The 22324-nt window shown below is 70.4% G+C and carries 19 protein-coding genes and 1 pseudogene; 6 read left to right on the top strand and 14 right to left on the bottom strand.

The window, feature by feature from the left end; translation table 11 throughout:
* Positions 1-77 precede the first annotated feature (77 nt).
* Positions 78-509, top strand: a complete 432-nt coding sequence (locus tag ACN28F_RS28690) for a hypothetical protein (protein WP_421360583.1) — start codon at positions 78-80, stop codon at positions 507-509.
* On the opposite strand, the gene uvrB is transcribed toward ACN28F_RS28690, so the two are convergent.
* The 3 genes from uvrB to rpsA all read right to left on the bottom strand — a co-directional run bounded on the left by uvrB (position 502) and on the right by rpsA (position 5835).
* A complete protein-coding gene (uvrB, locus tag ACN28F_RS28685) occupies positions 502-2619 on the bottom strand; it encodes an excinuclease ABC subunit UvrB (RefSeq protein ID WP_289205571.1) in 2118 nt (705 codons plus the stop codon). The two genes, ACN28F_RS28690 and uvrB, sit on opposite strands and share 8 nt — an antisense overlap.
* Positions 2620-2893: 274 nt before the next feature.
* Positions 2894-4087: a dephospho-CoA kinase gene (gene coaE, locus ACN28F_RS28680; protein ID WP_421360580.1), complete on the bottom strand. Its 1194-nt coding sequence runs from the start codon at positions 4085-4087 to the stop codon at positions 2894-2896.
* A 221-nt stretch (positions 4088-4308) separates the two neighbouring features.
* Positions 4309-5835, bottom strand: a complete 1527-nt coding sequence (gene rpsA / locus ACN28F_RS28675; protein WP_421360577.1) for a 30S ribosomal protein S1 — start codon at positions 5833-5835, stop codon at positions 4309-4311.
* A 456-nt stretch (positions 5836-6291) separates the two neighbouring features.
* On the opposite strand from rpsA, the gene ACN28F_RS28670 reads away from it, so the two are divergent.
* The 4 genes and pseudogenes from ACN28F_RS28670 to ACN28F_RS28655 form a co-directional block, all read left to right on the top strand.
* Positions 6292-7137, top strand: coding sequence for a class I SAM-dependent methyltransferase (locus ACN28F_RS28670; protein WP_289210928.1), 846 nt, complete (start codon positions 6292-6294; stop codon positions 7135-7137).
* A 71-nt stretch (positions 7138-7208) separates the two neighbouring features.
* Positions 7209-7832, top strand: coding sequence for a Uma2 family endonuclease (locus tag ACN28F_RS28665; RefSeq protein ID WP_289205568.1), 624 nt, complete (start codon positions 7209-7211; stop codon positions 7830-7832).
* Between the two features lie 49 nt (positions 7833-7881).
* Positions 7882-8151 (top strand): DUF2945 domain-containing protein, encoded by a 270-nt coding sequence (locus ACN28F_RS28660; protein WP_282228029.1) that lies wholly within the window; start codon positions 7882-7884, stop codon positions 8149-8151.
* 103 nt (positions 8152-8254) lie between these two features.
* A pseudogene (locus ACN28F_RS28655) lies at positions 8255-8536 on the top strand (DUF3140 domain-containing protein); the annotation flags it as partial.
* A gap of 48 nt (positions 8537-8584) precedes the next feature.
* On the opposite strand, the gene ACN28F_RS28650 reads toward ACN28F_RS28655, so the two are convergent.
* Genes ACN28F_RS28650 through ACN28F_RS28640 form a run of 3 tightly spaced genes read right to left on the bottom strand, consistent with a single transcriptional unit; the run spans position 8585 to position 11459 of the window.
* Positions 8585-9340, bottom strand: a complete 756-nt coding sequence (locus ACN28F_RS28650) for a spermidine synthase (protein WP_289205566.1) — start codon at positions 9338-9340, stop codon at positions 8585-8587.
* 29 nt (positions 9341-9369) lie between these two features.
* Positions 9370-10983 carry a peptide chain release factor 3 gene (locus tag ACN28F_RS28645; protein ID WP_289205565.1) on the bottom strand — a complete coding sequence of 538 codons (1614 nt, stop codon included), beginning with the start codon at positions 10981-10983 and terminating at the stop codon, positions 9370-9372.
* A 50-nt stretch (positions 10984-11033) separates the two neighbouring features.
* Complete coding sequence (locus tag ACN28F_RS28640; protein ID WP_289205564.1) at positions 11034-11459, bottom strand: MerR family transcriptional regulator; 426 nt, start codon at positions 11457-11459, stop codon at positions 11034-11036.
* Between the two features lie 257 nt (positions 11460-11716).
* Between ACN28F_RS28640 and ACN28F_RS28635 the strand changes: the two genes are divergently transcribed.
* Positions 11717-13216: a SulP family inorganic anion transporter gene (locus ACN28F_RS28635; RefSeq protein ID WP_289205563.1), complete on the top strand. Its 1500-nt coding sequence runs from the start codon at positions 11717-11719 to the stop codon at positions 13214-13216.
* Between the two features lie 60 nt (positions 13217-13276).
* Here ACN28F_RS28635 and polA read toward each other — a convergent pair whose 3' ends face one another.
* From polA to ACN28F_RS28595, 8 genes are all read right to left on the bottom strand, one after another.
* Entirely contained in the window at positions 13277-15964 is a 2688-nt protein-coding gene (polA, locus tag ACN28F_RS28630) for a DNA polymerase I (RefSeq protein ID WP_421360571.1), read from the bottom strand.
* A 69-nt stretch (positions 15965-16033) separates the two neighbouring features.
* Complete coding sequence (locus tag ACN28F_RS28625; protein WP_289205561.1) at positions 16034-16822, bottom strand: amino acid ABC transporter ATP-binding protein; 789 nt, start codon at positions 16820-16822, stop codon at positions 16034-16036.
* Entirely contained in the window at positions 16822-17796 is a 975-nt protein-coding gene (locus ACN28F_RS28620) for an amino acid ABC transporter permease (RefSeq protein ID WP_289205560.1), read from the bottom strand. Before ACN28F_RS28620 ends, ACN28F_RS28625 begins: the two co-directional genes overlap by 1 nt.
* Before the next feature lie 22 nt (positions 17797-17818).
* Complete coding sequence (locus ACN28F_RS28615) at positions 17819-18655, bottom strand: ABC transporter substrate-binding protein (protein ID WP_421361552.1); 837 nt, start codon at positions 18653-18655, stop codon at positions 17819-17821.
* Between the two features lie 100 nt (positions 18656-18755).
* Entirely contained in the window at positions 18756-19466 is a 711-nt protein-coding gene (locus tag ACN28F_RS28610) for an ABC transporter ATP-binding protein (RefSeq protein ID WP_289205559.1), read from the bottom strand.
* Positions 19456-20274 carry an ABC transporter ATP-binding protein gene (locus ACN28F_RS28605; RefSeq protein WP_289205558.1) on the bottom strand — a complete coding sequence of 273 codons (819 nt, stop codon included), beginning with the start codon at positions 20272-20274 and terminating at the stop codon, positions 19456-19458. Before ACN28F_RS28605 ends, ACN28F_RS28610 begins: the two co-directional genes overlap by 11 nt.
* Positions 20267-21376 (bottom strand): branched-chain amino acid ABC transporter permease, encoded by a 1110-nt coding sequence (locus ACN28F_RS28600; protein ID WP_421360566.1) that lies wholly within the window; start codon positions 21374-21376, stop codon positions 20267-20269. The genes ACN28F_RS28605 and ACN28F_RS28600 overlap by 8 nt, the downstream gene beginning before the upstream one ends.
* Positions 21373-22323 carry a branched-chain amino acid ABC transporter permease gene (locus ACN28F_RS28595; protein ID WP_289205556.1) on the bottom strand — a complete coding sequence of 317 codons (951 nt, stop codon included), beginning with the start codon at positions 22321-22323 and terminating at the stop codon, positions 21373-21375. Before ACN28F_RS28595 ends, ACN28F_RS28600 begins: the two co-directional genes overlap by 4 nt.
* Position 22324: the final 1 nt, after the last annotated feature.

Raw genomic sequence — 22324 nt, 5'->3', positions numbered from 1 at the left:
GCCAAACTTCAAGGGCTTGAACATCTGGCTCACCGACATCAATATGGGAATCCCATGAGATACAACTTGGAGGAACAGTGAGCGATACTTCAGTTCCTGTACAGTTCCTACTGATCGAGCCGGTCGACCCGGCGGACGGAGCGCCGGAGTTTCCGGCCGTCGGGTGGGGTCTGGAGTACGCGGACGAGGCGTTGGTCTACTTCCGGCACCCGAAGCGGGAGATCCGTGAGGTCGGCGTCTTCCGCACGGTCGAGGACGCCTGGGACTTCTACCTGCAATGGGGTGAGCTAGAGCTGGTCCGCCCCGGCGAGCCGGGCTGGCCGGGCTGGCCGGCGACGCCTGCCCAGCCCACACCACCGCTCAGGCAGGCAGCTCCCAACGACGATCCCGCCGAGGAGCAGCGCCACGACGGGACAGGACTCGACGACACGTGGGGGCTGCTGTGGCGGGCCAGTCAGCGCCCCGGCGCCGAGCTGGCCCAGCTCTACCCCGGCGACCGGCTCAGCTGACGCCGGCGACGTCCATCGCCCGTAGCTCCTTCTTCAGCTCGGAGATCTCGTCGCGGATCCGGGCGGCCAGCTCGAACTGCAGCTCGCGGGCGGCGCCCAGCATCTGGTCGTTGAGCTCCTGAATCAGTTGGGCCAGGTCGGCGCGGGCCATCCCGGCGCTGGACGGGGTGGTGGCGCCTCGGCCCCTGCTGCGGGTCTCCGGCACCGGGCCCTTGCCGCGCGACATCTGCCGGCCGGAGCCGCCGACCGACCGGCCGGCGAGGGTGCCGTCGGTGTCGTCGGCCTCCCGGTAGATGTCGTCGAGGATGTCGTGGATCTTCTTGCGCAGCGGCTCCGGCGAGATGCCGTTGGCCTCGTTGTACGCCACCTGCTTGGCCCGCCGCCGGTTGGTCTCGTCGATCGCGTCCGCCATCGACGGGGTCATCTTGTCGGCGTACATGTGGACCTCGCCGGAGACGTTTCGGGCGGCCCGGCCGATGGTCTGGATCAGCGACCGGCCGCTACGCAGGAAGCCCTCCTTGTCGGCGTCGAGGATCGCCACCAGGGACACCTCGGGCAGGTCCAGGCCCTCGCGGAGCAGGTTGATGCCGACCAGTACGTCGTAGTCGCCCTTGCGCAGCTCGCGCAGCAGCTCGACCCGGCGCAGCGTGTCGACCTCGGAGTGCAGATAGCGCACCCGGATGCCGTGCTCCAGCAGGTAATCGGTGAGGTCCTCGGCCATCTTCTTGGTCAACGTGGTGACCAGCACCCGCTCGTCGCGGTCGGTACGCAGCCGGATCTCGTGCATCAGGTCGTCGATCTGGCCCTTGGTCGGCTTGACCTTGACCTGCGGGTCGACCAGGCCGGTGGGGCGGATCACCTGCTCGACGAACTCGCCGGCCGACTGCTCCATCTCCCAGGTGCCGGGGGTGGCCGACAGGAACACCATCTGGCCGACCCGTTCGAGGAACTCGTCGAAGCGCAGCGGCCGGTTGTCGGCGGCGCTGGGCAGTCGGAACCCGTGGTCGATCAGCATCCGCTTGCGGGAGGCGTCGCCCTCGAACATGCCGCCGATCTGCGGGATCGTCACGTGCGACTCGTCGATGACGGTGACGAAGTCGTCCGGGAAGTAGTCGAGCAGGGTGTGCGGCGGGCTGCCGTAGTCGCGCCCGTCAATGTGCATCGAGTAGTTCTCGATGCCGGAGCAGAAGCCGACCTGGCGCATCATCTCGATGTCGTAGGTGGTGCGCATCCGCAGCCGCTGCGCTTCGAGGAGCTTGCCCTGGCGATCCAGCTCGGCGAGCCGGTCGGTCAGCTCGGCCTCGATGTCGCGGATCGCCCGCTCCATCCGGGCCGGCCCGGCGGCGTAGTGCGTCGCCGGGAAGATCAGCAGCTGGTCGACCTCGCGGACCACGTCACCGGTCAACGGGTGCAGGTAGTAGAGGCGCTCGATCTCGTCACCGAAGAACTCGATCCGGACCGCCAGCTCCTCGTACGCCGGAATGATCTCCAGCGTGTCGCCGCGGACCCGGAAGGTGCCCCGGTTGAAGGCCAGGTCGTTGCGGGCGTACTGGATCTCGACGAGTTGGCGCAGCAGCGAGTCGCGGTCCTGCTCGGCGCCGGTGGCGACCTTGACCGCGCGTTCCAGGTACTCCTGCGGGGTGCCCAGGCCGTAGATCGCCGACACGGTCGCCACCACGATCACGTCGCGGCGGGTCAGCAGCGACATGGTCGCCGAGTGCCGCAGCCGCTCCACCTCCTCGTTGATCGAGGAGTCCTTCTCGATGTAGGTGTCGGTCTGCGGGATGTACGCCTCTGGCTGGTAGTAGTCGTAGTAGGAGACGAAGTACTCCACCGCGTTGTGCGGCATCAGCTCACGGAACTCCTTGGCCAACTGGGCGCAGAGCGTCTTGTTGGGGGCCATCACCAGGGTGGGCCGCTGCAGCCGCTCGACCAGCCAGGCGGTGGTGGCGCTCTTGCCGGTGCCGGTCGCCCCGAGCAGCACGGTGTGGCGGTCGCCGCGACGCACCCGACGCTCAAGCTCGTCGATGGCTGCCGGCTGGTCGCCGGCCGGGGAGTAGTCGCTGACGACCTGGAAACGGCCGTCGAGTCGCGGGATGTCGAGCGCCATGCCCACCAACGTACGCCGTGGGTCCGACATCTCGCGGTCGGTCGCCGACCGGCTTCGATATTGTCATTGTGTGGGTCGCCTCACCCGCGATACCGTGACGGGGTAGGCCGCTCGCGGCGGCCGCGCGGACCATCGGCAGCGCCCACACCGGCGCGCCGGAAGTCCGGACGTTCGGATAGCTGCCCCGGCGCGCGTCGGCGAGCGCATCCGTAGTCGTCACGCCACGCGTGACCCGGCCGCCGCGAGCGCCCCACGTCCCAGCAGTTGCTTCCGGTCACGGCTGCCAGCCGGTCTCCTCGATCCACCGGCGCAGACGTGGCCAGGCCGCCTCGAACCAGGGCTCCTTGGCTGCGGCGTACTCCCGGGTCGTCGGCGCGGTCGCGGCGATCCGCTGCTTGACGGCGAGGTAGTCGGCGCGCTCCCGCTCGTCGGCCCGCAGGTGGTCACGGAACGCGAGGGCGTACCGCCAGCCGGGTGAGCCGGTGACCCGTACGTGCAGGTTGACCGGCCGGCCCGGGTCGGCGTTGGCGTGCAGCCGCTTGGGCCAACGCCGCGCGGACACCACCCCGCCCGGGTCCGGCTTCGGGCTGTCCGACCAGTCACCGGGCCGCCGGGGGAACCCGGCGGCGGCCAGCGCCGGGGCGCAGCCGTCGGCGTCGTCGAGGGAGTCGACGGTGAGCTGGACGTCGATGATGTCCTTGGCCGGCAGGCCGGGGACCGAGGTGGAGCCGACATGGTCGATCCGCCGGTCGGCACCGAGCGCGTGCCGCAGCCGGGCGGCGATCCGCTCGTACTGGGCCGGCCAGGTCGGATCCGGCGGCGCGAGGACCGCCACCGGGTCGCGGTCGGCCGGGCGGCCGGCGTGCAGGTTCGCCGCGTACGGCACCAGGCGGTCGTGCCAGAGCCGGTCGACGGCGGCGGCCAGGTCGTCGCGGCTGCCGTCGTTGGACAGCAGGACGTCGGCGGCGGCGGCCCGGCGCGCGTCGTCGGCCTGGGCCCGGATCCGCGACAGCGCGGCGTCGCGGGACATGCCCCGGTCGCGGGTCAGCCGCTCGACGCGGACCTGTTCGGCCGCGGACACCACGACCACCAGGTGGTACATGGCCGCCAGCCCGGTCTCCACCAGCAGCGGTACGTCGTTGACCACGATCGCGTCGGCCGACGCGGCGGCGGTCGCCTCGGCGGTACGTCGGCGGACCCTGGGGTGCACGATGCCTTCGAGCCGGGACCGGGCGGCCGGATCGGCGAAGACCAGTGCGCCGAGCGCCGGCCGGTCCAGGGATCCGTCCGCGGCGAGTACGTCGCGGCCGAAGGCGGCGACCACCTCGGCCAGCCCGTCGGTGCCGACGGCGACGACGTCGCGGGCCAGCTGGTCGGCGTCGATGACGACCGCACCGTGGTCGGTCAGCCGGCTGGCGACCGCGCTCTTGCCGGCACCGATCCCGCCGGTCAGGCCCACTGTCAGCATGGGAGTCAGTGAACCGGATCCGGTGCGACGTCATCGCACCGGGGCGCGCATCTGCCGGTCGGGTGCGACTTCACCGGGGCGCGACGACCGGGGCGCGACGACGCCGAAGAACGCGGATGGTCCCGGTGGGAACTCCCACCGGGACCATCCGGGTGTCGCGCTGGAGCCGATCAGGCCGACGGGTGCCAGCCCGGTCAGCTCAGCACCTGCTGGCGGTCAGCTCAGCTCTTGCCGCCGGCCAGCTTCTCGCGCAGGGCGGCGAGCGCCTCGTCGGTGGCGAGGGTGCCCGAGGGCTCCTCGTTGGACCGCGACGGGGTGGAGCTGGACGACGAGGAGGACGACGAGGTGGCACCACCACCGCTGCCGCCGGCCGAGGCCACCGGGGCCGGGGTCGGGTTGGCGGCGGCGTCCGCGTCGGCCGCACGGGCCGTCTGGACCTGCTTGGTGTGCGCCTCCCAGCGGGTACGGGCCTCGGCGTACTGGGTCTCCCAGGTCTCCCGCTGCTTGTCGTAGCCCTCGAGCCACTCCCCGGTCTCCGGGTCGAAGCCCTCCGGGTAGATGTAGTTGCCCTCGTTGTCGTACGTGGCGGCCATGCCGTAGAGGGTCGGGTCGAAGTGCTCCTCGCCCTCGACGAAGCCCTCGTTGGCCTGCTTGAGCGACAGCGAGATCCGACGACGCTCCAGGTCGATGTCGATGACCTTGACCATGACGTCGGAGCCGACCTGCACGACCTGCTCGGGGATCTCCACGTGCCGCTCGGCCAGCTCGGAGATGTGCACCAGGCCCTCGATGCCGTCGTCGACGCGGACGAACGCACCGAACGGCACCAGCTTGGTCACCTTGCCGGGCACGATCTGCTGGATCGCGTGGGTCCGGGCGAACTGGCGCCACGGGTCTTCCTGGGTCGCCTTGAGCGACAGCGAGACCCGCTCGCGGTCCAGGTCGACGTCGAGCACCTCGACCTCGACCTCCTGGCCGACCTCGACGACCTCGGACGGGTGGTCGATGTGCTTCCAGGACAGCTCGGAGACGTGCACCAGGCCGTCCACCCCGCCAAGGTCGACGAATGCGCCGAAGTTGACGATCGAGGAGACGACGCCCTTGCGGACCTGGCCCTTCTGCAGCTTGTTGAGGAACTCGGTGCGCACCTCGGACTGCGTCTGCTCCAGCCACGCCCGGCGGGACAGGACCACGTTGTTGCGGTTCTTGTCCAGCTCGATGATCTTGGCTTCGAGTTCGCGGCCGACGTACGGCTGCAGGTCCCGGACCCGGCGCATCTCGACCAGGGAGGCCGGCAGGAAGCCACGCAGCCCGATGTCGAGGATGAGACCACCCTTGACGACCTCGATGACCGAGCCGCGGACGACCCCGTCCTCGTCCTTGATCTTCTCGATCGTGCCCCACGCGCGCTCGTACTGCGCACGCTTCTTCGACAGGATCAGCCGGCCTTCCTTGTCCTCCTTCTGCAGGACAAGGGCTTCGATGTGATCGCCCACCGAGACAACGTCGGCAGGGTCCACGTCGTGCTTGATCGACAACTCGCGCGAGGGGATGACACCCTCGGTCTTGTAGCCGATGTCGAGCAGGACCTCGTCCCGGTCGACCTTGACGACGGTACCTTCCACGATGTCGCCGTCGTTGAAGTACTTGATGGTCTCGTCGATGGCGGCGAGGAAGGCTTCCTCGCTGCCGAGGTCGTCGACAGTGACCTTGGGGGCGCTCGAGGTGGCCTCGATGCTGCTCGTCATGTGGGCGGTTGCTCCGGATCGGATGGGTGTCACAGCTGGCGTGTCGTCGCAGTGACCTGGCGTGGCTCACGGATCCGCCGGCGGGCACACCGCGACGATGACATCTTCGTCACCGACCGTGACCGAGGGGATCATCGACCGCCGCCGCCATCATCGGATGTAACCGCCGACCGCGGACCTGCTCCCTGCCGAGGCACACGATCCGCGAGCGCATCGTCTAGCCTACCGGTTCCATTACCACAGCGTGCAAGCCCTCCCGGGAGCTATCCGACCGCCGCATTCGGGGCTTGGGAAAAATCGGACCCACAGGCGGAGATTCGCGCCACTTCCGACTCCCGCTGTGATCGAGATCACAGACCACCGGAGGGCCGTCAAGATTAGCACGTCGGCCCGGTACCGCTCCCAACTGCGGCGGGCCGTACCGTCTGCGGGGTGAACGCCGCAGCCCCGACGGACCTGCCCGGGACCGACCCCGACCACTCTGACACCGCCCCGGACGAACCCAGAGTGACCAGACGGCCGGTCACCGACGCACAGGCCCGCCAGGCCAACCGCCGCTGGTGGGACGCCGACGCCGACGCCTACCAGGCCGAGCACGGCGAGTTCCTCGGCGACGCCGACCTGCGCTGGTGCCCGGAAGGGCTGCGGGAGGCCGAGGCCGGGCTGCTCGGCGCCGTCGCCGGGCGGCGGGTGCTCGAACTGGGCTGCGGCGCCGCCGGCGGCAGCCGCTGGCTCGCCGGCCAGGGGGCGCACGCCGTCGGGCTCGACCTGTCGGCCGGCATGCTGCGCCAGGCCGTCGCCGCCGCCGACCGGACCGGTGTCGCCGTGCCGCTGGTCCAGGCCGACGCGCTGACCCTGCCCTTCGTCGACGCCGCCTTCGACACCGTCTGGACCGCGTTCGGCGCGGTGCCGTTCGTCGCCGACTCGGCCGCCGTGATGCGCGAGGTGCACCGGGTGCTGCGCCCCGGCGGGCGCTGGGTCTTCGCCGTCACCCACCCGATGCGCTGGATCTTCCTCGACGACCCGGGCGAGCGCGGCCTGGTCGCGGTGCACTCCTACTTCGACCGACGGCCGTACGTGGAGACCGACGACGACGGCACCCCCAGCTACGTCGAGCAGCACCGTACGGTCGGCGACCGGGTCCGCGAACTCGTCGCCGCCGGCTTCGCCCTGCGCGACATCGTCGAACCACCCTGGCCGGACGGGCACGAGCAGATCTGGGGGCAGTGGAGTCCGCTGCGCGGGCGGCTCTTCCCGGGCACCGCGATCTTCGTCGCGGACAAACCCGCCACCGCCGGCTGAGCCAGCGACCGCCGGCTGGGCCACCGCGCCGGCGGCCCTCGCCACCACCGCCACGGCGGTACGCTGACCGGGTGAGCGCCGAGCCGATCCATCCTGCCGCAGCGTCCGGCGGGGCGTGGACCGCACCGTGGCAGCCGGACCCGGTCCGGCAGCAGCTGGCTGACTACAGCATCGAAGACGTCCTCGCCCTACCCGCCGACGCCCCCCGCGTCGAACTCCTCGACGGAGTCCTCACCGTGGTTCCCTCCCCCACTCTCGGTCACCAGAGCATCACGAGCCTTCTGTGGTTGTGGCTGCGCCGGCACGCGCCGGACGGCTACCGGGCCACCCAGGCGGTCGGGGTCGCGGTCGGGCCACGCAACACCTACGAACCCGACGTGCTGCTGCACCGGGCCGAGGGCAGCCGCGACCGGCACTACCTGACCCCCGACGAGGTGCTGCTGGTCGTCGAGGTCGTCTCCCCCGCGACCCGTCGCCGGGACCGGTTCGACAAACCCGCCGGCTACGCCGCCGTCGGCATCGGCCACTACTGGCGGGTCGAGCAGGACCCGGTGCGGATCTACGCCTACCGGCTCGGCGACCGGCCCGGTGCCAGCGGCGAGCGGGAGTACGCCCTCGTCGCCGAGGCCGACGACCTGCTCGAACTCGACGCCCCGTTCCCGGTGAAGCTGCCGATCGCCGAGATCACCCCGTAGACCCGGTTCGGGACGGATTGCCCGCCCGGTCGGTGGGTACCCGGCCGCCATGGCGAGGAACAAACGCCCCCGCGAGGGCGACCGTCCCGAGCAGCGGCCCGGCCGCCCGGTCGAGCACCCCCGGCCCGGTGACCGGGTCAACTGGCGCAGCCACGGGGTGACCGTGCCGGGCACCGTCGAGGAGGAGATCACCTCCCGTCGGGAGGCCGCCGGCCGTACGGTGGTCGCCGACCCGGAGCACCCGCAGTACCGGGTCCGCAGCGACAAGTCCGGCCGCGACGCGGTGCACAAGCCCGAGGCGTTGCGCCGTGCCGAGTGACCGCACCCGTACCGCCGGACCCGGTACCGCCGGACCCCGGCCGGCCCGCCCCGGTTCGGCTGACGGCGCTGCGGCGTACCGGGCGTTCGTCGAGGCGGTCAACATGAGCCCCGGCGAGCTGGAGCGGTGGCTGCGTACCCCGGAGTCGAAGGACGCCGGTCAGCATTCGGCCGCCGGTGGCGAGTCGGTCGGGCATGCCTCCGGCCGCCGGATCGTCGACCTGCTGCGGTCCGAACGTGAGGCGCTGTCCGACGACGACTACGCGCACATGCGCAAGGTCGTCGGGTACGTGCACCGCCACCTGGCCCAACGCCCCACCGGTGACGTGACCGACACCCGCTGGCGGTACTCGCTGATGAACTGGGGCCACGACCCGCTCAAGGGGTGACCGCAGGCCGCGACCGGGACCCGATCGGGCAGCGTCGGCCCCCGGTCAGGCGCGGGTCGCCAGGTAGACGGTGTTGGCCGAGGTGCCGCCCTGTAGCGGGTTGGCGAACGTGACCACCTCGGCGCGGGCGGTGGCGTACACCTCGGCGAGCCGGGCGGTGAACGCGTCGTCCGGTGGATCGTTGGACCACAACGCGAAGACCCCGCCCGGGTGCAGGTGGTCGGCCAGCCGACGCAGCCCGTCCGGCTGGTAGAAGTCCGCGTGGCCGGGGTGCAGCAGGTGCGTCGGCGAATGGTCGATGTCGACGACGACCGCGTGCCAGCGTCGCCCCGGCGCGTCCGGGTCGAACCCGGTCGACCCGCCAGCCAGGGCGAAGAAGTCGCCGTGGTGCAGCTGGCAGCGGGGGTCGGCGGCGAGCCGCAGACCGTGCGGCACCAGACCACGCCGGTGCCAGTCGATGACCGCGTCCAACGCGTCGACCACGACCAGTGACCGCACCGTCGGATCCTCGAGTACGGTGACCGCGGTGTAGCCCAGACCGAGCCCGCCGACGACGACGTCGAGTCCGGTGCCACTGTCGGCACCGCCGTCAGGGCCGCCGTGGGTGCCGCTGCCCGCCGCGTCGAGCGCGAGCCGGGCCAGTTCCACTTCGGCGACGGTGAACAGGCTCGACATCAGAAACTCGTCGCCGAGCTTCACCTCGTACACGTCCTGGTCGACGGTCGGATCCCGGCGGCGCCGCAGGCTGATCTCCCCCATCGGGGTCTCGCGCCAGTCCAGTTCCGCGAAACGTGCCGGCATCCGCGCCTCCCGGTCGGTGTGGGCAGGGGTCACTGGGCGTCGGCAAGCAGCGGTTCGAGCACCAGCTCCGGGTCGCGGTTGCGGACGGTGGACAGTCGCCACTTGTCGGGGAAGAGGGCGAGCAGTTCGCCGTCGCGGACCCGGGTCATCACCTCGACGCCGGGCGCGGCGTTGAGTGCGGCCGCGCTGGCCGCGTCGGTGCGCCGGGCCAGGGTGTACGGCAGGTGGTCGATCGCGGTCGGTACCCCGAACTCGGCGGCCAGCCGATGGGTGGCAACCTCGAACTGCATCGGCCCGACCGCCGCGAGCACCGGGGTCTGCTCGCCCCGGCGGTCCGAGCGCAGCACCTGGACCACGCCCTCGCCGTCGAGCTGTTCGATACCCCGGCGGAACCGTTTGAACTTCGACGAGTCGGTGGCCCGGATCGCCACGAAGTGTTCCGGGGCGAACGACGGCAACGGCGGGAACGTCACCGCCGGGCCGGCGTACAGGCTGTCGCCGATGCCGAGCGCGGTGGCGTTGACCAGGCCGACCACATCACCGGGGAAGGCCTCGTCGATGGTGTCCCGGTCGCGGCCGAAGACCTGCTGGGCGTACTTGGTGGCAAACGGTCGGCCGGTGCCGGCGTGGGTGACCACCATGCCGCGTTCGAACCGACCGGAGCAGACCCGGACGAACGCGACCTGGTCGCGGTGCGCCGGGTTCATGTTGGCCTGGGTCTTGAACACGAATCCGGAGAACGGTGCGTCCAGCGCGCGGTGGCTGCCGCCGGTGTCCGGCCGGGCCGCCGGGGCCGGGGCGTTGTCCACCAGTACGTCGAGCAGCTGGCGCACCCCGGCGTTGGTGACCGCCGCGCCGAACAGCACCGGGGTGGTGGTCGCGGCGACGAACGCGGCCTGGTCGTGGTCGGCGCCGGTGGCGGCGAGCAGGTCCAGTTCCTCGATCGCCCGGGTCCAGTCGGCGCCGTAGCGGCGGGCGGCCTCGTCGGCGGGCAACTGCTCCTCCATCACGGCGGTCGCCCCGCCCGGGGTCCGGGTGAATGCGACCATGTCGCCGGTACGCCGGTCGGCGACCCCGTGGAACTGCCCGGCGACGCCGACCGGCCAGGTCAGCGGGGTGCAGCGCAGGCCGATCCGCTGTTCGATCTCGTCGAGCAGTTCGAGGGGCTCCAGCCCTGGGCGGTCCCACTTGTTGATGAAGGTGATCACCGGCACCCGGCGGTGCCGGCACACCTCGAACAGCTTCAACGTCTGCGGTTCCAGGCCCTTGGCGGCGTCGAGCAGCATCACCGCGCAGTCGACCGCCGTCAGCACCCGGTAGGTGTCCTCGGAGAAGTCGGCGTGCCCGGGGGTGTCGAGCAGGTTGACCACCACGTCGCGGTAGGTGAACTGCAGCGCCGCCGAGGTGATCGAGATCCCGCGCTGCTGCTCCAGGGCCATCCAGTCGGACACCACGCCGCGCCGGTCGCCCTTACCGTGCACCGCGCCGGCCGAGGTGATCGCCCGGGCGTGCAGGGCGAGAGCCTCGGTGATAGTCGACTTGCCGGCGTCCGGATGGGAGATCACCGCGAAGGTACGCCGCCGGGCCGCCTGCGCGGTGACGTCGCTGGCGGTGCCGGTGCTCGTCGTCGGGGCCGCAGACACCTGGGAACCCTAGCGCAGCGCCGCACGACGCCGGATGAGCGACCCTTCGGTCAGCGGCGCAGCGGGGCGGGCCGGTCGAGTGCGGCCAGGTGTGCGGTCAGTTCGGTGGCGAACTCCCGGGCGGTACGCAACTGGCTCTCCAACGTCGCGGCCCGGGCCTGCACCCCGTCGTGGAAGTCCCGCAGCGCACCGATCAGCCGCTGCCGCTGCTCGGGATCCAGGCCGGGCTCGTCGGCGGCCAGCCGGTCGAGTACGTCGAGCAGGTCCCTGGTCTGTTCCAGGCTGAACTCCAGCGGCTTCATCCGCTTCACCACCAGCAGCCGGGCCACGTCCGCCTCGGTGTACAGCCGGAAGCCGCCCTGGCTGCGGGCGGACGGCACGACGATGCCGACTTCCTCGTAGTAGCGGATGGTCCGCAGGCTGAGGCCGGTGCGCTCGGCCACCTCGCCGATCTGCATGAGTCCGCTCGGGGGCATGTCGCGTTCCCGCCTCCCCGGTCGTCGCCGACCTGCCTCCGACAGCACCGCGCCCGGAGTCGCCGCCCGTCCCATCGCCGCGAACCGGCGCTGATCAGCTCAGGATATCCCAGAACGTGCCCGTGATGATCATCACCAGGTGGCGCACTCGACTCTAACGAGACAGTAGAGTTCGGGCGTCGCCGGGCCAGTCTGCCCGGTCCCCACCGGCACCATTCTCACGCGCCTCCGCCCGCGTCTGATCCGAAAAAGGCTGCATGTCCGCTTCTGCGCCCGCCGCTGTCCGATCCCGGTTCACCCGCCCGTCGTGGATCTCACCGAAGGTCCTGCGGACCGAGGTCCTCGCCGGCCTGGTCGTCGCCCTCGCGCTGATCCCGGAGGCGATCTCCTTCTCGATCATCGCCGGGGTCGACCCCCGGGTCGGACTGTTCGCCTCGTTCACCATGGCGGTCACCATCGCCATCTGCGGTGGCCGGCCGGCGATGATCTCCGCCGCGACCGGCGCGATCGCGCTCGTCGTCGCCCCCCTCGCACGCGACCACGGCCTCGGCTACCTGCTGGCGGCGGTGATCCTCGGCGGGGTCCTGCAGGTGCTGCTCGCCGTGCTCGGCGTCGCCCGGCTGATGCGGTTCATCCCCCGCAGCGTCATGGTCGGCTTCGTCAACGCCCTCGCGATCCTGATCTTCGCTGCCCAGGTGCCCTACCTGATCGGGGTGCCGTGGCTGGTCTACCCGATGGTCGCCGTCGCACTGGCGATCATGGTCGGCCTGCCCCGGCTGACGAAGGCGGTGCCGGCGCCGCTGGTCGCGATCGTCGTGCTGACCGTGGTCACCGTCGCCGCCGGGTTCGCCGTACCGACCGTCGGCGATCAGGGCGCGCTGCCCGACAGCCTGCCGTTCCTCGCCCTTCCCGAGATCCCGTACACCTGGGCCACCCTGCAGTTGATCGCCCCGTACGCTCTGGGGATCGCCCTGGTCGGGCTGATGGAGTCGTTGATGACCGCCAAGCTGGTCGACGACATCACCGACACCCGGTCGAACAAGACCCGCGAGTCGTGGGGTCAGGGTGTGGCGAACATCGTCACCGGCTTCTTCGGTGGCATGGGCGGCTGCGCGATGATCGGCCAGACCATGATCAACGTCAAGGTCTCCGGTGCCCGGACCCGGCTGTCGACCTTCCTGTCCGGGGTGTTCCTGCTGATCCTGGTCGTCTCCCTCGGCGACGTCGTCGCCCGGATCCCGATGGCCGCTCTCGTCGCCGTCATGATCGTGGTGGCCGTCTCCACCTTCGACTGGCACAGCGTCGCTCCGGCGACGGTCAGGCGGATGCCGTGGGGCGAACTGATCGTGATGACCACGACCGTCGCGGCCGTGCTCGTCACCCACAACCTCGCCATCGGCGTCATCATCGGCGTCCTCACCGCGATGGTGATCTTCGCCCGTCGGGTCGCCCACCTGGTCGAGGTCACCAGCGTGCTCGACCCCGACGGCAGCACCCGGATCTACTCGGTGCACGGCGAGCTCTTCTTCGCCTCCAGCAACGACCTCGTGCACCAGTTCGACTACACCGGCGACCCCGACCGGGTGATCATCGACATGGCCCACGCCCACGTCTGGGACGCCTCGTCGGTCGCCGCCCTCGACGCCATCACCACCAAATACGCCAGCCGCGGCAAGACCGTCGAGATCATCGAACTCAACCAGCCCAGCGCCCGCATCCACGACACCCTCGCCGGGCGCCTCAAGGTCGGCCACTGACCGGATCACCCGGCTGACCCGGTACCCGCACCGGGTCAGCCGTGCGCGGCACCGGCCGGTTCAGTGGTCGGCGCTGTGCCAGTCGGTGCCGACGCCGACGGAGACCTCCAGCGGCACCGACAACGGGTACGCCCCGCCCATCTCGCGACGGACCAGCTCCTCCAGGTCTGCCCGCTCCCCCGGTGCCACCTCGAACACCAGCTCGTCGTGCACCTGCAGCAGCATCCGCGACCGCAGCGGCGAGGCCCGCAGCGCGGTGTCGACGTGCAGCATCGCCACCTTGATCAGGTCGGCGGCGGAGCCCTGGATGGGCGCGTTGAGGGCCATCCGTTCGGCCATCTCCCGGCGCTGCCGGTTGTCGCTGACCAGGTCGGGGAGGTACCGGCGCCGGCCCAGGATCGTCGAGGTGTAACCGTCCTGGCGGGCCTGGGCGACCAGCGCCTGCAGGTAGTCGCGGACTCCGCCGAACCGGCGGAAGTACTCCTCCATCAGGGCGCGGGCCTCGTCGGTGGCGATCCCGAGCTGCTGGGACAGGCCGAAGGCGCTCAGCCCGTACGCCAGGCCGTAGTTCATCGCCTTGATCCGGCGGCGCTGCTCGGCGCTGACCGACTCCAGCGGCACCTGGAACACCGACGACGCGGTCACCGCGTGGAAGTCCTCCCCGGAGTTGAACGCCTCGATCAGCGCCTCGTCCGCGGACAGGTGCGCCATGATCCGCATCTCGATCTGGCTGTAGTCGGCGGTCAGCAGCGACTCGAACCCGGCGCCGACCACGAAGGCTCGCCGGATCCGACGGCCCTCCTCGGTGCGGATCGGAATGTTCTGCAGATTCGGGTCGGTCGAGGAGAGCCGGCCGGTGGCGGCCACCGTCTGGTGGAAGGTGGTGTGGATCCGCCCGTCGTCGGAGATCGACTTGAGCAGCCCGTCGACGGTCGACTTGAGCCGGGCCACGTCGCGGTGGCGCAGCAGGTGCGCCAGCAGCGGATGCTCCGTCTGCGCGAACAGCCACTGCAGGGCGTCGGCGTCGGTGGTGTACCCGGTCTTGATCTTCTTGGTCTTGGGCAGCCCCAGGTCGGTGAAGAGGATTTCCTGCAGCTGCTTGGGCGAGCCGAGGTTGAACTCCCGGCCGATCACCCCGTACGCCGCCTGCGCGGCCGCCTTGACCTCGGCGGCGAAGACCGCCTCCAGCTCGGTCAGGTACTCGGTGTCGGCGGCGATGCCGGCCTGCTCCATCGCGGCGAGGACCTCGACCAGCGGCAGCTCGACGTCGGCGAGCAACCGGGTCGAGGCGTCCCCGTCGCGGGCCAGCTCGGCGTCGATCGCCACCGCCAGATCCAGGGTGGCCCGCGCCCGCAGCATCAGGTTCTGCTCGACCTCGCCCTGCGGCCCGAGGCCGTCGAGGGTGAGCTGCCCGTCGTCGGGGGCGTCGACCCGCAGCTCCCGGTGCAGGTAGCGCAGGGCCAGGTCGATCAGGTCGTAGGAACGCTGGTCGGGCCGGGCCAGGTAGGCGGCGAGCGCGGTGTCCCGGTCGATGCCGGCCAGCGACCAGCCGTGGGCGGCGAACGCCAACCGGGCCGGTTTGCTGTCATGCAGGACCTTGCGACGCCGCTCGTCGGCGAGCCAGTCGGCGACGGCCGCCTCGTCGGTGGCGTCCAGGGCGGCCGGGTCGAACCAGGCGGCGGCACCGTCGGCGGTCGCCACCGCGACCGCCGTCACCGTGCCGGTGCCCCGGCCGAAGCTGCCGGCGACCGCGACGCCGACGCTGACGCCGACCGGTGCGTGCGCGGTCAGCCAGGGGGCGACCGCGCCGGCACCGAGGACCTGCCCGGCCAGGTCGAACCCGGCCTCGGCCTCCGGCTCGACCGCGTCGAGGTACTGGTAGAGCCGGTCCCGCAGGATCCGGAACTGCAGGGCGTCGAACACCTGGTGGACGGCCTCCCGGTCCCAGCCGGTCCACTTGGCGTCCGCCACGGTGACCGGCAGCTCCAGATCGGCCACCAGACAGTTCAGCTCGTAGTTGCGGATCACGTCGGCGAGCCGCTCCCGCAGGCTCTCCCCCGCCTTGCCCTTGATCTGGTCGGCCTGGGCTATCACCCCGTCCAGTCCGCCGTACTGGCTGATCCACTTGGCGGCGGTCTTCGGGCCGACACCGGGCACCCCGGGCAGGTTGTCGCTGGCCTCACCGACCAGGGCGGCCAGGTCCCGGTAGTGCTGCGGCCCGACGCCGTAGCGGGCGGTGACCGCCGCCGGGTCCATCCGGGCCAGGTCGGAGACGCCCTTACGCGGGTAGAGCACGGTGATCCGGTCGTCGACCAGCTGGAAGGCGTCCCGGTCACCGGTGCAGATCAGCACGTCCATCCCGGCGTCCCGGCCGGCGCAGGCCAGGGTGGCGATGATGTCGTCGGCCTCGAAGTTGTCCTTGGTGACGAACGGGATGCGCAGCGCGTCGAGGACCTCCTGCACCAGGCTCACCTGCCCGGCGAAGTCGGCCGGGCTCTCCGACCGGCCGGCCTTGTACTCGGCGTACCGCTCGGTCCGGAACGACCGGCGGGAGATGTCGAAGGCGACCACGATGTGCGTCGGCCGCTCGTCGCGCAGCACGTTGATCAACATCGAGGTGAAGCCGTAGACCGCGTTGGTCGGCTGCCCGGTGCTGGTGGAGAAGTTCTCCACCGGCAGGGCGAAGAACGCCCGGTAGGCCAGCGAATGGCCGTCGAGAAGCAGCAGTCGGGGCGCGTCGTCGGTCACGTCAAGCGACTCTAGTCGTGGGGTGTGACACCGGGCCCGGCGGCTCACGGCCCGCCACACCCCACGAGTTCAGAGGACCTTGCTCAGGAACGCCCGAGTTCGTTCGTGCCGTGGGTCGGCGAGCACCTCGCGGGGCACGCCGGCCTCGACCACCACCCCGCCGTCCATGAACACCAGCGAGTCGCCGACCTCCCGGGCGAAGCCGATCTCGTGGGTCACCACGATCATCGTCATCCCGTCGCGGGCCAGGTCCCGCATCACGTCCAGGACCTCACCGACGAGTTCCGGATCCAACGCGCTGGTCGGCTCGTCGAAGAGCATCACCTTCGGCCGCATCGCCAACGCGCGGGCGATCGCCACCCGCTGCTGCTGACCACCGGAGAGCTGACCCGGGTACGCGTGCGCCCGGTCGGCAAGGCCGACCCGGTCCAGCAGCGCCACCGCGCGCTCACGGACCGCCGCCTTCGGCTCCCCACGGACCCGCAGCGGCGCCTCCATCACGTTCGCCAGGGCGCTCATGTGCGGGAAAAGGTTGAACCGTTGGAACACCATGCCGATGCTGCGCCGCTGCGCGGCCACCTCCCGGGCCGGCAACTCGTGCAGCTTGCCGCCCCGCTGCCGGTAGCCGACCAGCGCCCCGTCCACCCAGATCCGCCCGGCGTCGATCTTCTCCAGGTGGTTGATGCAACGCAGGAAGGTCGACTTGCCCGAGCCGGACGGCCCGATCACACAGCACACCTCACCGGGGCGTACCGCCAGGTCCACGCCGTTGAGCACGTCGAGCGACCCGAACGACTTGTGCACGTTCTCGGCGTACACCATCAGGGTGTCCGGCCCGGCGGCGGCCGACGCGGTCATCAGGTCCCCTTCGCAGCGGCGGCGCCGACACCGCGGGAGAACCGCCGTTCGACGAAGGACTGGCCGACCATCAGCACGCTGGTCAGCGCCAGGTACCACAGGCAGGCGGCGACCAGCATCGGAAAGACCTGAAAGGTCCGGGATCCGACCGCCGACAGCTGGAAGAACAGTTCGTTGGTCACCGGTACGAAGGCCAGCAGCGAGGTGTCCTTGAGCATCGCTATCGTCTCGTTGCCCGTCGGCGGCACGATCACCCGCATCGCCTGCGGCAGCACCACCCGGCGCAGGGTCAGGCCCTGGCTCATGCCGAGCGCGGCGCACGCCTCGGCCTGACCGGGGTCGACCGAGCCGATCCCGGCCCGGACGATCTCCGCCATGTAGGCCGCCTCGGACAGCGCCAGCCCGAGCAGACCCGCCACGAACCCGCTGATCGCGGTCCGGGCGTCGAAGCCCCAGATCCGGGCCTCGAAGTCGGTCACGCCGAACAGCGCACCGAGCTGCCGGTCGAACGGCAGGCCGAACTCCAGCCGCTCCCACAGGATGCCGAGGTTGCCGAAGAGCACCAGCAGCACCACCCGGGGCACCGCCCGGAAGAACCAGGTGTAGAGCCAGGCGACCCCGGCCAGGATCGGATTGCCGGACAGCCGCATCACCGCGACCAGGACCCCGACGGCGACACCGATCAGCATCGCGAGCAGCGTCATCGTGATGGTGGTCCGGACGCCTTCGATGATCGGCGGCCGGAACATGTTGTCGACCATGAACGCCCACTGGAAGCGGTCGTTGGTGACCAGCAGGTGGACGAACATCGCGGCGAGTACGGCGAGCACGCCGATCGCCACCCAGCGGCCCGGACGCCGTACCGGCACCGCTCTGATCGGATCGGGGCGGACCCGGACTGGCCCGGACGGCACCTCGCCTGCCGGGTCCGGCCCGGACGGCGGGGTGCCGTCCGGGCCGGTCGAGGGGTTCATCGACATCGCCGGTCGACGCGGCTCAGGGGTTGACTGCCGGGTCGGTGATCCCGCCCGCCTCGACGCCCCAGTTGCTCAGCGCCTGCTCGTAGCTGCCGTCGGCGATGACCGCCGCCAGCGCCTGCGCCAACGCCTCGGCGAACTCGGACTGCTCCTGGGCCACGACGTAGCCGTACGGGGCCGAGTCGTAGATGTCGCCGGACAGCTCCAGCTCACCGTTGGTCTGCTGGACCGCGTACGCGCAGACCGGCGAGTCGGCCAGCATCGCGTCGTTCTTGCCGGAGACCACCGAGGCGGTAGCCTGGTCCTGACCTTGGAACTGCTCGATGGTGATCTCGGGGTTGCCGGCGGCGGTACAGGCCGCCGACCGGGCCTCGATGTCCTCGACCTGGACGGTGCCGGCCTGCACCGCCACCCGCTTGCCGCAGGCGTCGTCCGGGTCGACCGGCTCACCGGCGCGCGCCGCCCACTGGGTGCCCGCCGAGAAGTACGACACCATGTCGACCTGGGTCTTGCGCTCGTCGTTGATGGTGAACGACGACACCCCGATCTCGTACTTGCCCGACATCACCCCGGGGATGATGTCGTCGAACTGGCTGGGCACGTACTCGGTGGTCAGGCCGAGCTTGCCGGCGACGGTGTTGAACAGGTCGACGTCGAAGCCGACGACCGTGGCACCGTCGGTGTCGAGGAACTCCGCCGGGGCGTACGTCGCGTCGATCCCGACCAGGATCTTGCCGTCGGCCTTGATCTCGTCCGGGACCAGCGCCGCCAGGTCGTCGTCGGCCGAGGCGCTCGGCGCGCCGGCACCGGGCTGTTCGACGCTGTCCTGTTCGCCGCAGGCGGCCATGGTCAACATCAGGGCGACCGCGCCGACGACGCCGACGGCGGCCCGCCGGGTCCGGTGATATCTGGTGGTCACGCTTCCTCCGAGGGGTCGGGCGTACCGGGGGGACGGCTCAGGCGACACCGAGGTACGCCTCCTTGACGGCCGGGTCGTGCAGCAGGTCGGTGCCGGTGCCGGACTTGACGATGCTGCCGGTCTCCAGCACGTACGCCCGGTGGGCGCGCGACAGCGCCTGCTGGGCGTTCTGCTCCACCAGCAGGACCGTGGTGCCCTGCTGGTTGATCTCCACGATGATGTCGAAGATCTGCTGGATCAGCATCGGCGCGAGCCCCATCGACGGCTCGTCGAGCAGCAGCAGCTTCGGCCGGCTCATCAGCGCCCGGCCGACGGCGAGCATCTGCTGCTCACCGCCGGAGAGCGTGCCACCGGCCTGCTTGCGCCGCTCGGCGAGCCGGGGGAACAACCCCAGCACCCGGTCCAGGTCGGCGGCGATGCCGGCCCGGTCCCGGCGGGTGTACGCCCCCATGTCGAGGTTCTCCAGCACCGTCATGCCGGGGAAGATGCCCCGGCCCTCCGGTGCCTGACAGAGCCCGCGCCGCACCCGCAGGTCGGCACGGAGCTTGGAGATGTCCTCGCCGTCGAAGGTGATCTTGCCGGAGGCGATCGGCCGGATACCCGAGATGGCCCGCATGGTGGTCGACTTGCCGGCACCGTTGGCGCCGATCAGGGCCACGATCTCGCCCTCGTCGACCGTCAGGCTGATGCCGTGCAGCGCCTGGATCCGCCCGTAGAGCAGGCTGACGTCCTCGATCTCAAGCAGCATCGTCGGGCACTCCCAGGTAGGCGGCGATCACCCGGTGGTCCTCCCGCACCTCGGCGGGGAGTCCGTCGGCGATCTTCTTTCCGAACTCCAGCACGACGATCCGGTCGGTGACCCCCATGACCAGGCGCATGTCGTGCTCGATCAGCAGCACGGTGACGCCCCGGTCGCGGATCTGGCGGATCAGCTGGAGCAGCTCCTCCTTCTCCGCCGGGTTGAAGCCGGCCGCCGGTTCGTCGAGGCAGAGCAGCACCGGGTCGGTCGCCAACGCGCGGGCGATCTCCAGGCGCCGCTGTTCGCCGTACGACAGGTTGCGGGCCATCTCGTTGATCCGCTTGCCGATTCCGACGAAGTCCAGCAGCTCGCGGGCCTTCTCCCGGCCGTCGCGCTCCTCCCGCCAGTGCCGGGGCAGCCGCAGCATCGCCGAGATCACGCTGGTCTTGTGGTGGGCGTCCGCGCCGACCTGGACGTTCTCCAGGGCGGTCATCTCCGGGAAGAGCCGGATGTTCTGGAAGGTACGCGCCATCCCCATCTTGGTGATCTGGTGACGCTTCTTTCCGGTGATCCGCTCGCCACGGAACCGGATCTCACCCTCGCTGGGCCGGTAGATGCCGGTCATCGCGTTGAAGCAGGTCGTCTTGCCGGCCCCGTTCGGACCGATCAGCCCGAGGATCTCCCCCTTGTAGAGAGTGAAGTCCACGTCGTTGAGCGCGACCACGCCGCCGAAGCGCAGCGTGACATGGTCGACCTCGAGCAGGGGTTCGCGGGTCGCGGCGGTGGCACCGGCCCCGGTCGTCGCGGTGTCAGCCACCGACGGTCACCTCCTTACGCCGGTCCTTGAACTCGGCTGCCCGGCGTTTGCTGGAGATCAGGCCCTGCGGCCGGAAGATCATCATGACGACGAGGGTGAGCCCGAAGACCAGGAACCGGTACTCGTACAGCTCCACCCCGAACAGCTCGATACCCCGGAAGCGTTCGATCAGGTACGCCACCAGGCCACCGCCGACGATCGCGCCGACGATGTTGCCGGAGCCGCCGAGGATCACCGCCGCCAGGATGATGATCGAGTTGAGCAGCTCGAAGTTCTGCGAGCTGACGAAGTTCTGCTTGCCGGCGAACAGCGCGCCGGCGAGCCCGCCGATCGCCGCGCCCATGGCGAACGCCCACAGCTTGAACTTGAACGTCGGCACGCCCATCAGCTGGGCGGCGTCCTCGTCCTCGCGGATGGAGACCCAGGCCCGGCCGACCCGACTGTTGCTGAGGTTGGTAACCAGGATGACCACCACGATGATCACGGTGAGCACCAGCCAGTAGTACGGGCGGGCGTCCAGCACACCGAAGACCGGCTTGCCGTCGGCGTACTCGCCGGGCGGGTGCGGGATCTGGTTGAGACCCCGCTGACCCTTGAGGAACTCGGAGCTGACCGCCGCGATTCGGATCATCTCGGCGAAGCCGAGGGTGACGATCGCCAGGTAGTCACCGCGCAGTCGCAGGGTCGGGGTGCCGAGCATCAGGCCGGAGATCATCGTGATGCCGATCGCCAACGGCAGCGCCGCCAGCCACGGCCACAGGGTCTTGAGGTCGCTGCTGGGCGAGGTCAGCACCGCGACCGTGTAGGCCCCGACGGCGAAGAAGCCGAAGTAGCCCAGGTCGAGCAGGCCGGCGAAGCCGACCACGATGTTGAGGCCGACGGCCAGCAGAACGTAGATCGAGACGGTGAACAGCACCTGGGCGAAGTTCGACTCGGTGGTCGGGATCGGCCCGAGGTACTGGTAGAACTCCTTGTTCGGCAACGCGTAGAAGAAGACGACCACCGCGGCGACCAACGCCCAGCGGGCCCACTTCGGCATGTGGTGCCAGCGATCGGAGATCTGACCGCGCACGTCGTGCAGCTTGCCTCGCACGCTTGTCATACCCGTGCCCTCCCCAACGACTCGCCTAGCAGACCGGTCGGGCGGAACATCAGCAGCACGACCAGGACGGCGAAGGCCACGAAGTCCTTCCACTGCGTACCGAACAGGCCGGAGGCGTAGTTCTCCACCACGCCGAGCAGGAAGCCGCCGAGCAGCGCGCCACGCAGGTTGCCGATCCCGCCGAGGACCGCGGCGGTGAACGCCTTGAGGCCGAGCAGGAAGCCGACGCTGTAGGTGAGCACACCGATGCGGATGTTGTAGAGGACGCCGGCGACACCGGCCATCAGACCACCCAGGATGAAGATGGTCATGATGATGCGGTCCTTGTTCACCCCCATCAGCGCGGCGGTGTTCGGGTCCTGGGCGACGGCCCGCACGCCCCGGCCGATCCGGCTGCGGTTGATGAAGAAGTCCAGGCCGACCATCATCACCAGGGCGGAGATGACGGTGAGCAGCTGCACCGTGGTGATCGGCACCCCGGCGACCTCGAACAGCGGGCTGTTGCTGACGATCGTCGGCAGCCCCTGCGGCAGACGTCGGGTGTAGATGCCGAAGGCCTCGGCCATCACGATCGACGCGCCGATCGCGGTGATCAGAAAAGCCAGCGGGGGTGCGTTACGCTTACGCAACGGTCGGTAGGCCACCCGTTCCACCACGGTGGCGGTGGCCGCCGAGGCTAGCGCGGCGACGAGCAGCGCGATCAGCAGGTAGAAGATGATCGACCCGGTTCCGGTGACCACCGAGTTCTGGGTGAGTCCGAGGGCACCCCAGGTCCAGAGCGCGGCGAACGCTCCGGCGATGAACACCTCGGAGTGGGCGAAGTTGATGAGACGCAGCACGCCGTAGACCAGCGTGTAGCCCAGCGCGACCAGGGCATAGATGGCGCCCTGCGTCAAGCCGGTCGTGGTGAGCTCTCCGAAGTTAGAGAGCAGTCCATTGACGTTCAAG

Origin of the sequence: Solwaraspora sp. WMMA2101 (genome assembly GCF_049179175.1) — a bacterium.
Taxonomy (GTDB): Bacteria; Actinomycetota; Actinomycetes; order Mycobacteriales; family Micromonosporaceae; genus Micromonospora_E.
Note: the sequence above shows the minus strand (reverse complement) of the source record. Positions and strands in the feature narration are given on the sequence as shown.

Excerpts from the sequence above, each read along its gene's own strand:
- ACN28F_RS28635 (WP_289205563.1), top strand. The coding sequence starts at position 11,717 with ATGTCCGCTTCTGCGCCCGCCGCTGTCCGATCCCGGTTCACCCGCCCG.
- ACN28F_RS28615 (WP_421361552.1), bottom strand. The coding sequence starts at position 18,655 with ATGTTGACCATGGCCGCCTGCGGCGAACAGGACAGCGTCGAACAGCCC.
- ACN28F_RS28610 (WP_289205559.1), bottom strand. The coding sequence starts at position 19,466 with ATGCTGCTTGAGATCGAGGACGTCAGCCTGCTCTACGGGCGGATCCAG.
- uvrB (WP_289205571.1), bottom strand. The coding sequence starts at position 2,619 with ATGGCGCTCGACATCCCGCGACTCGACGGCCGTTTCCAGGTCGTCAGC.
- ACN28F_RS28600 (WP_421360566.1), bottom strand. The coding sequence starts at position 21,376 with ATGACAAGCGTGCGAGGCAAGCTGCACGACGTGCGCGGTCAGATCTCC.
- ACN28F_RS28660 (WP_282228029.1), top strand. The coding sequence starts at position 7,882 with ATGGCGAGGAACAAACGCCCCCGCGAGGGCGACCGTCCCGAGCAGCGG.
- ACN28F_RS28640 (WP_289205564.1), bottom strand. The coding sequence starts at position 11,459 with ATGCCCCCGAGCGGACTCATGCAGATCGGCGAGGTGGCCGAGCGCACC.
- rpsA (WP_421360577.1), bottom strand. The coding sequence starts at position 5,835 with ATGACGAGCAGCATCGAGGCCACCTCGAGCGCCCCCAAGGTCACTGTC.
- ACN28F_RS28620 (WP_289205560.1), bottom strand. The coding sequence starts at position 17,796 with ATGAACCCCTCGACCGGCCCGGACGGCACCCCGCCGTCCGGGCCGGAC.
- ACN28F_RS28625 (WP_289205561.1), bottom strand. The coding sequence starts at position 16,822 with ATGACCGCGTCGGCCGCCGCCGGGCCGGACACCCTGATGGTGTACGCC.
- coaE (WP_421360580.1), bottom strand. The coding sequence starts at position 4,087 with ATGCTGACAGTGGGCCTGACCGGCGGGATCGGTGCCGGCAAGAGCGCG.
- ACN28F_RS28650 (WP_289205566.1), bottom strand. The coding sequence starts at position 9,340 with ATGCCGGCACGTTTCGCGGAACTGGACTGGCGCGAGACCCCGATGGGG.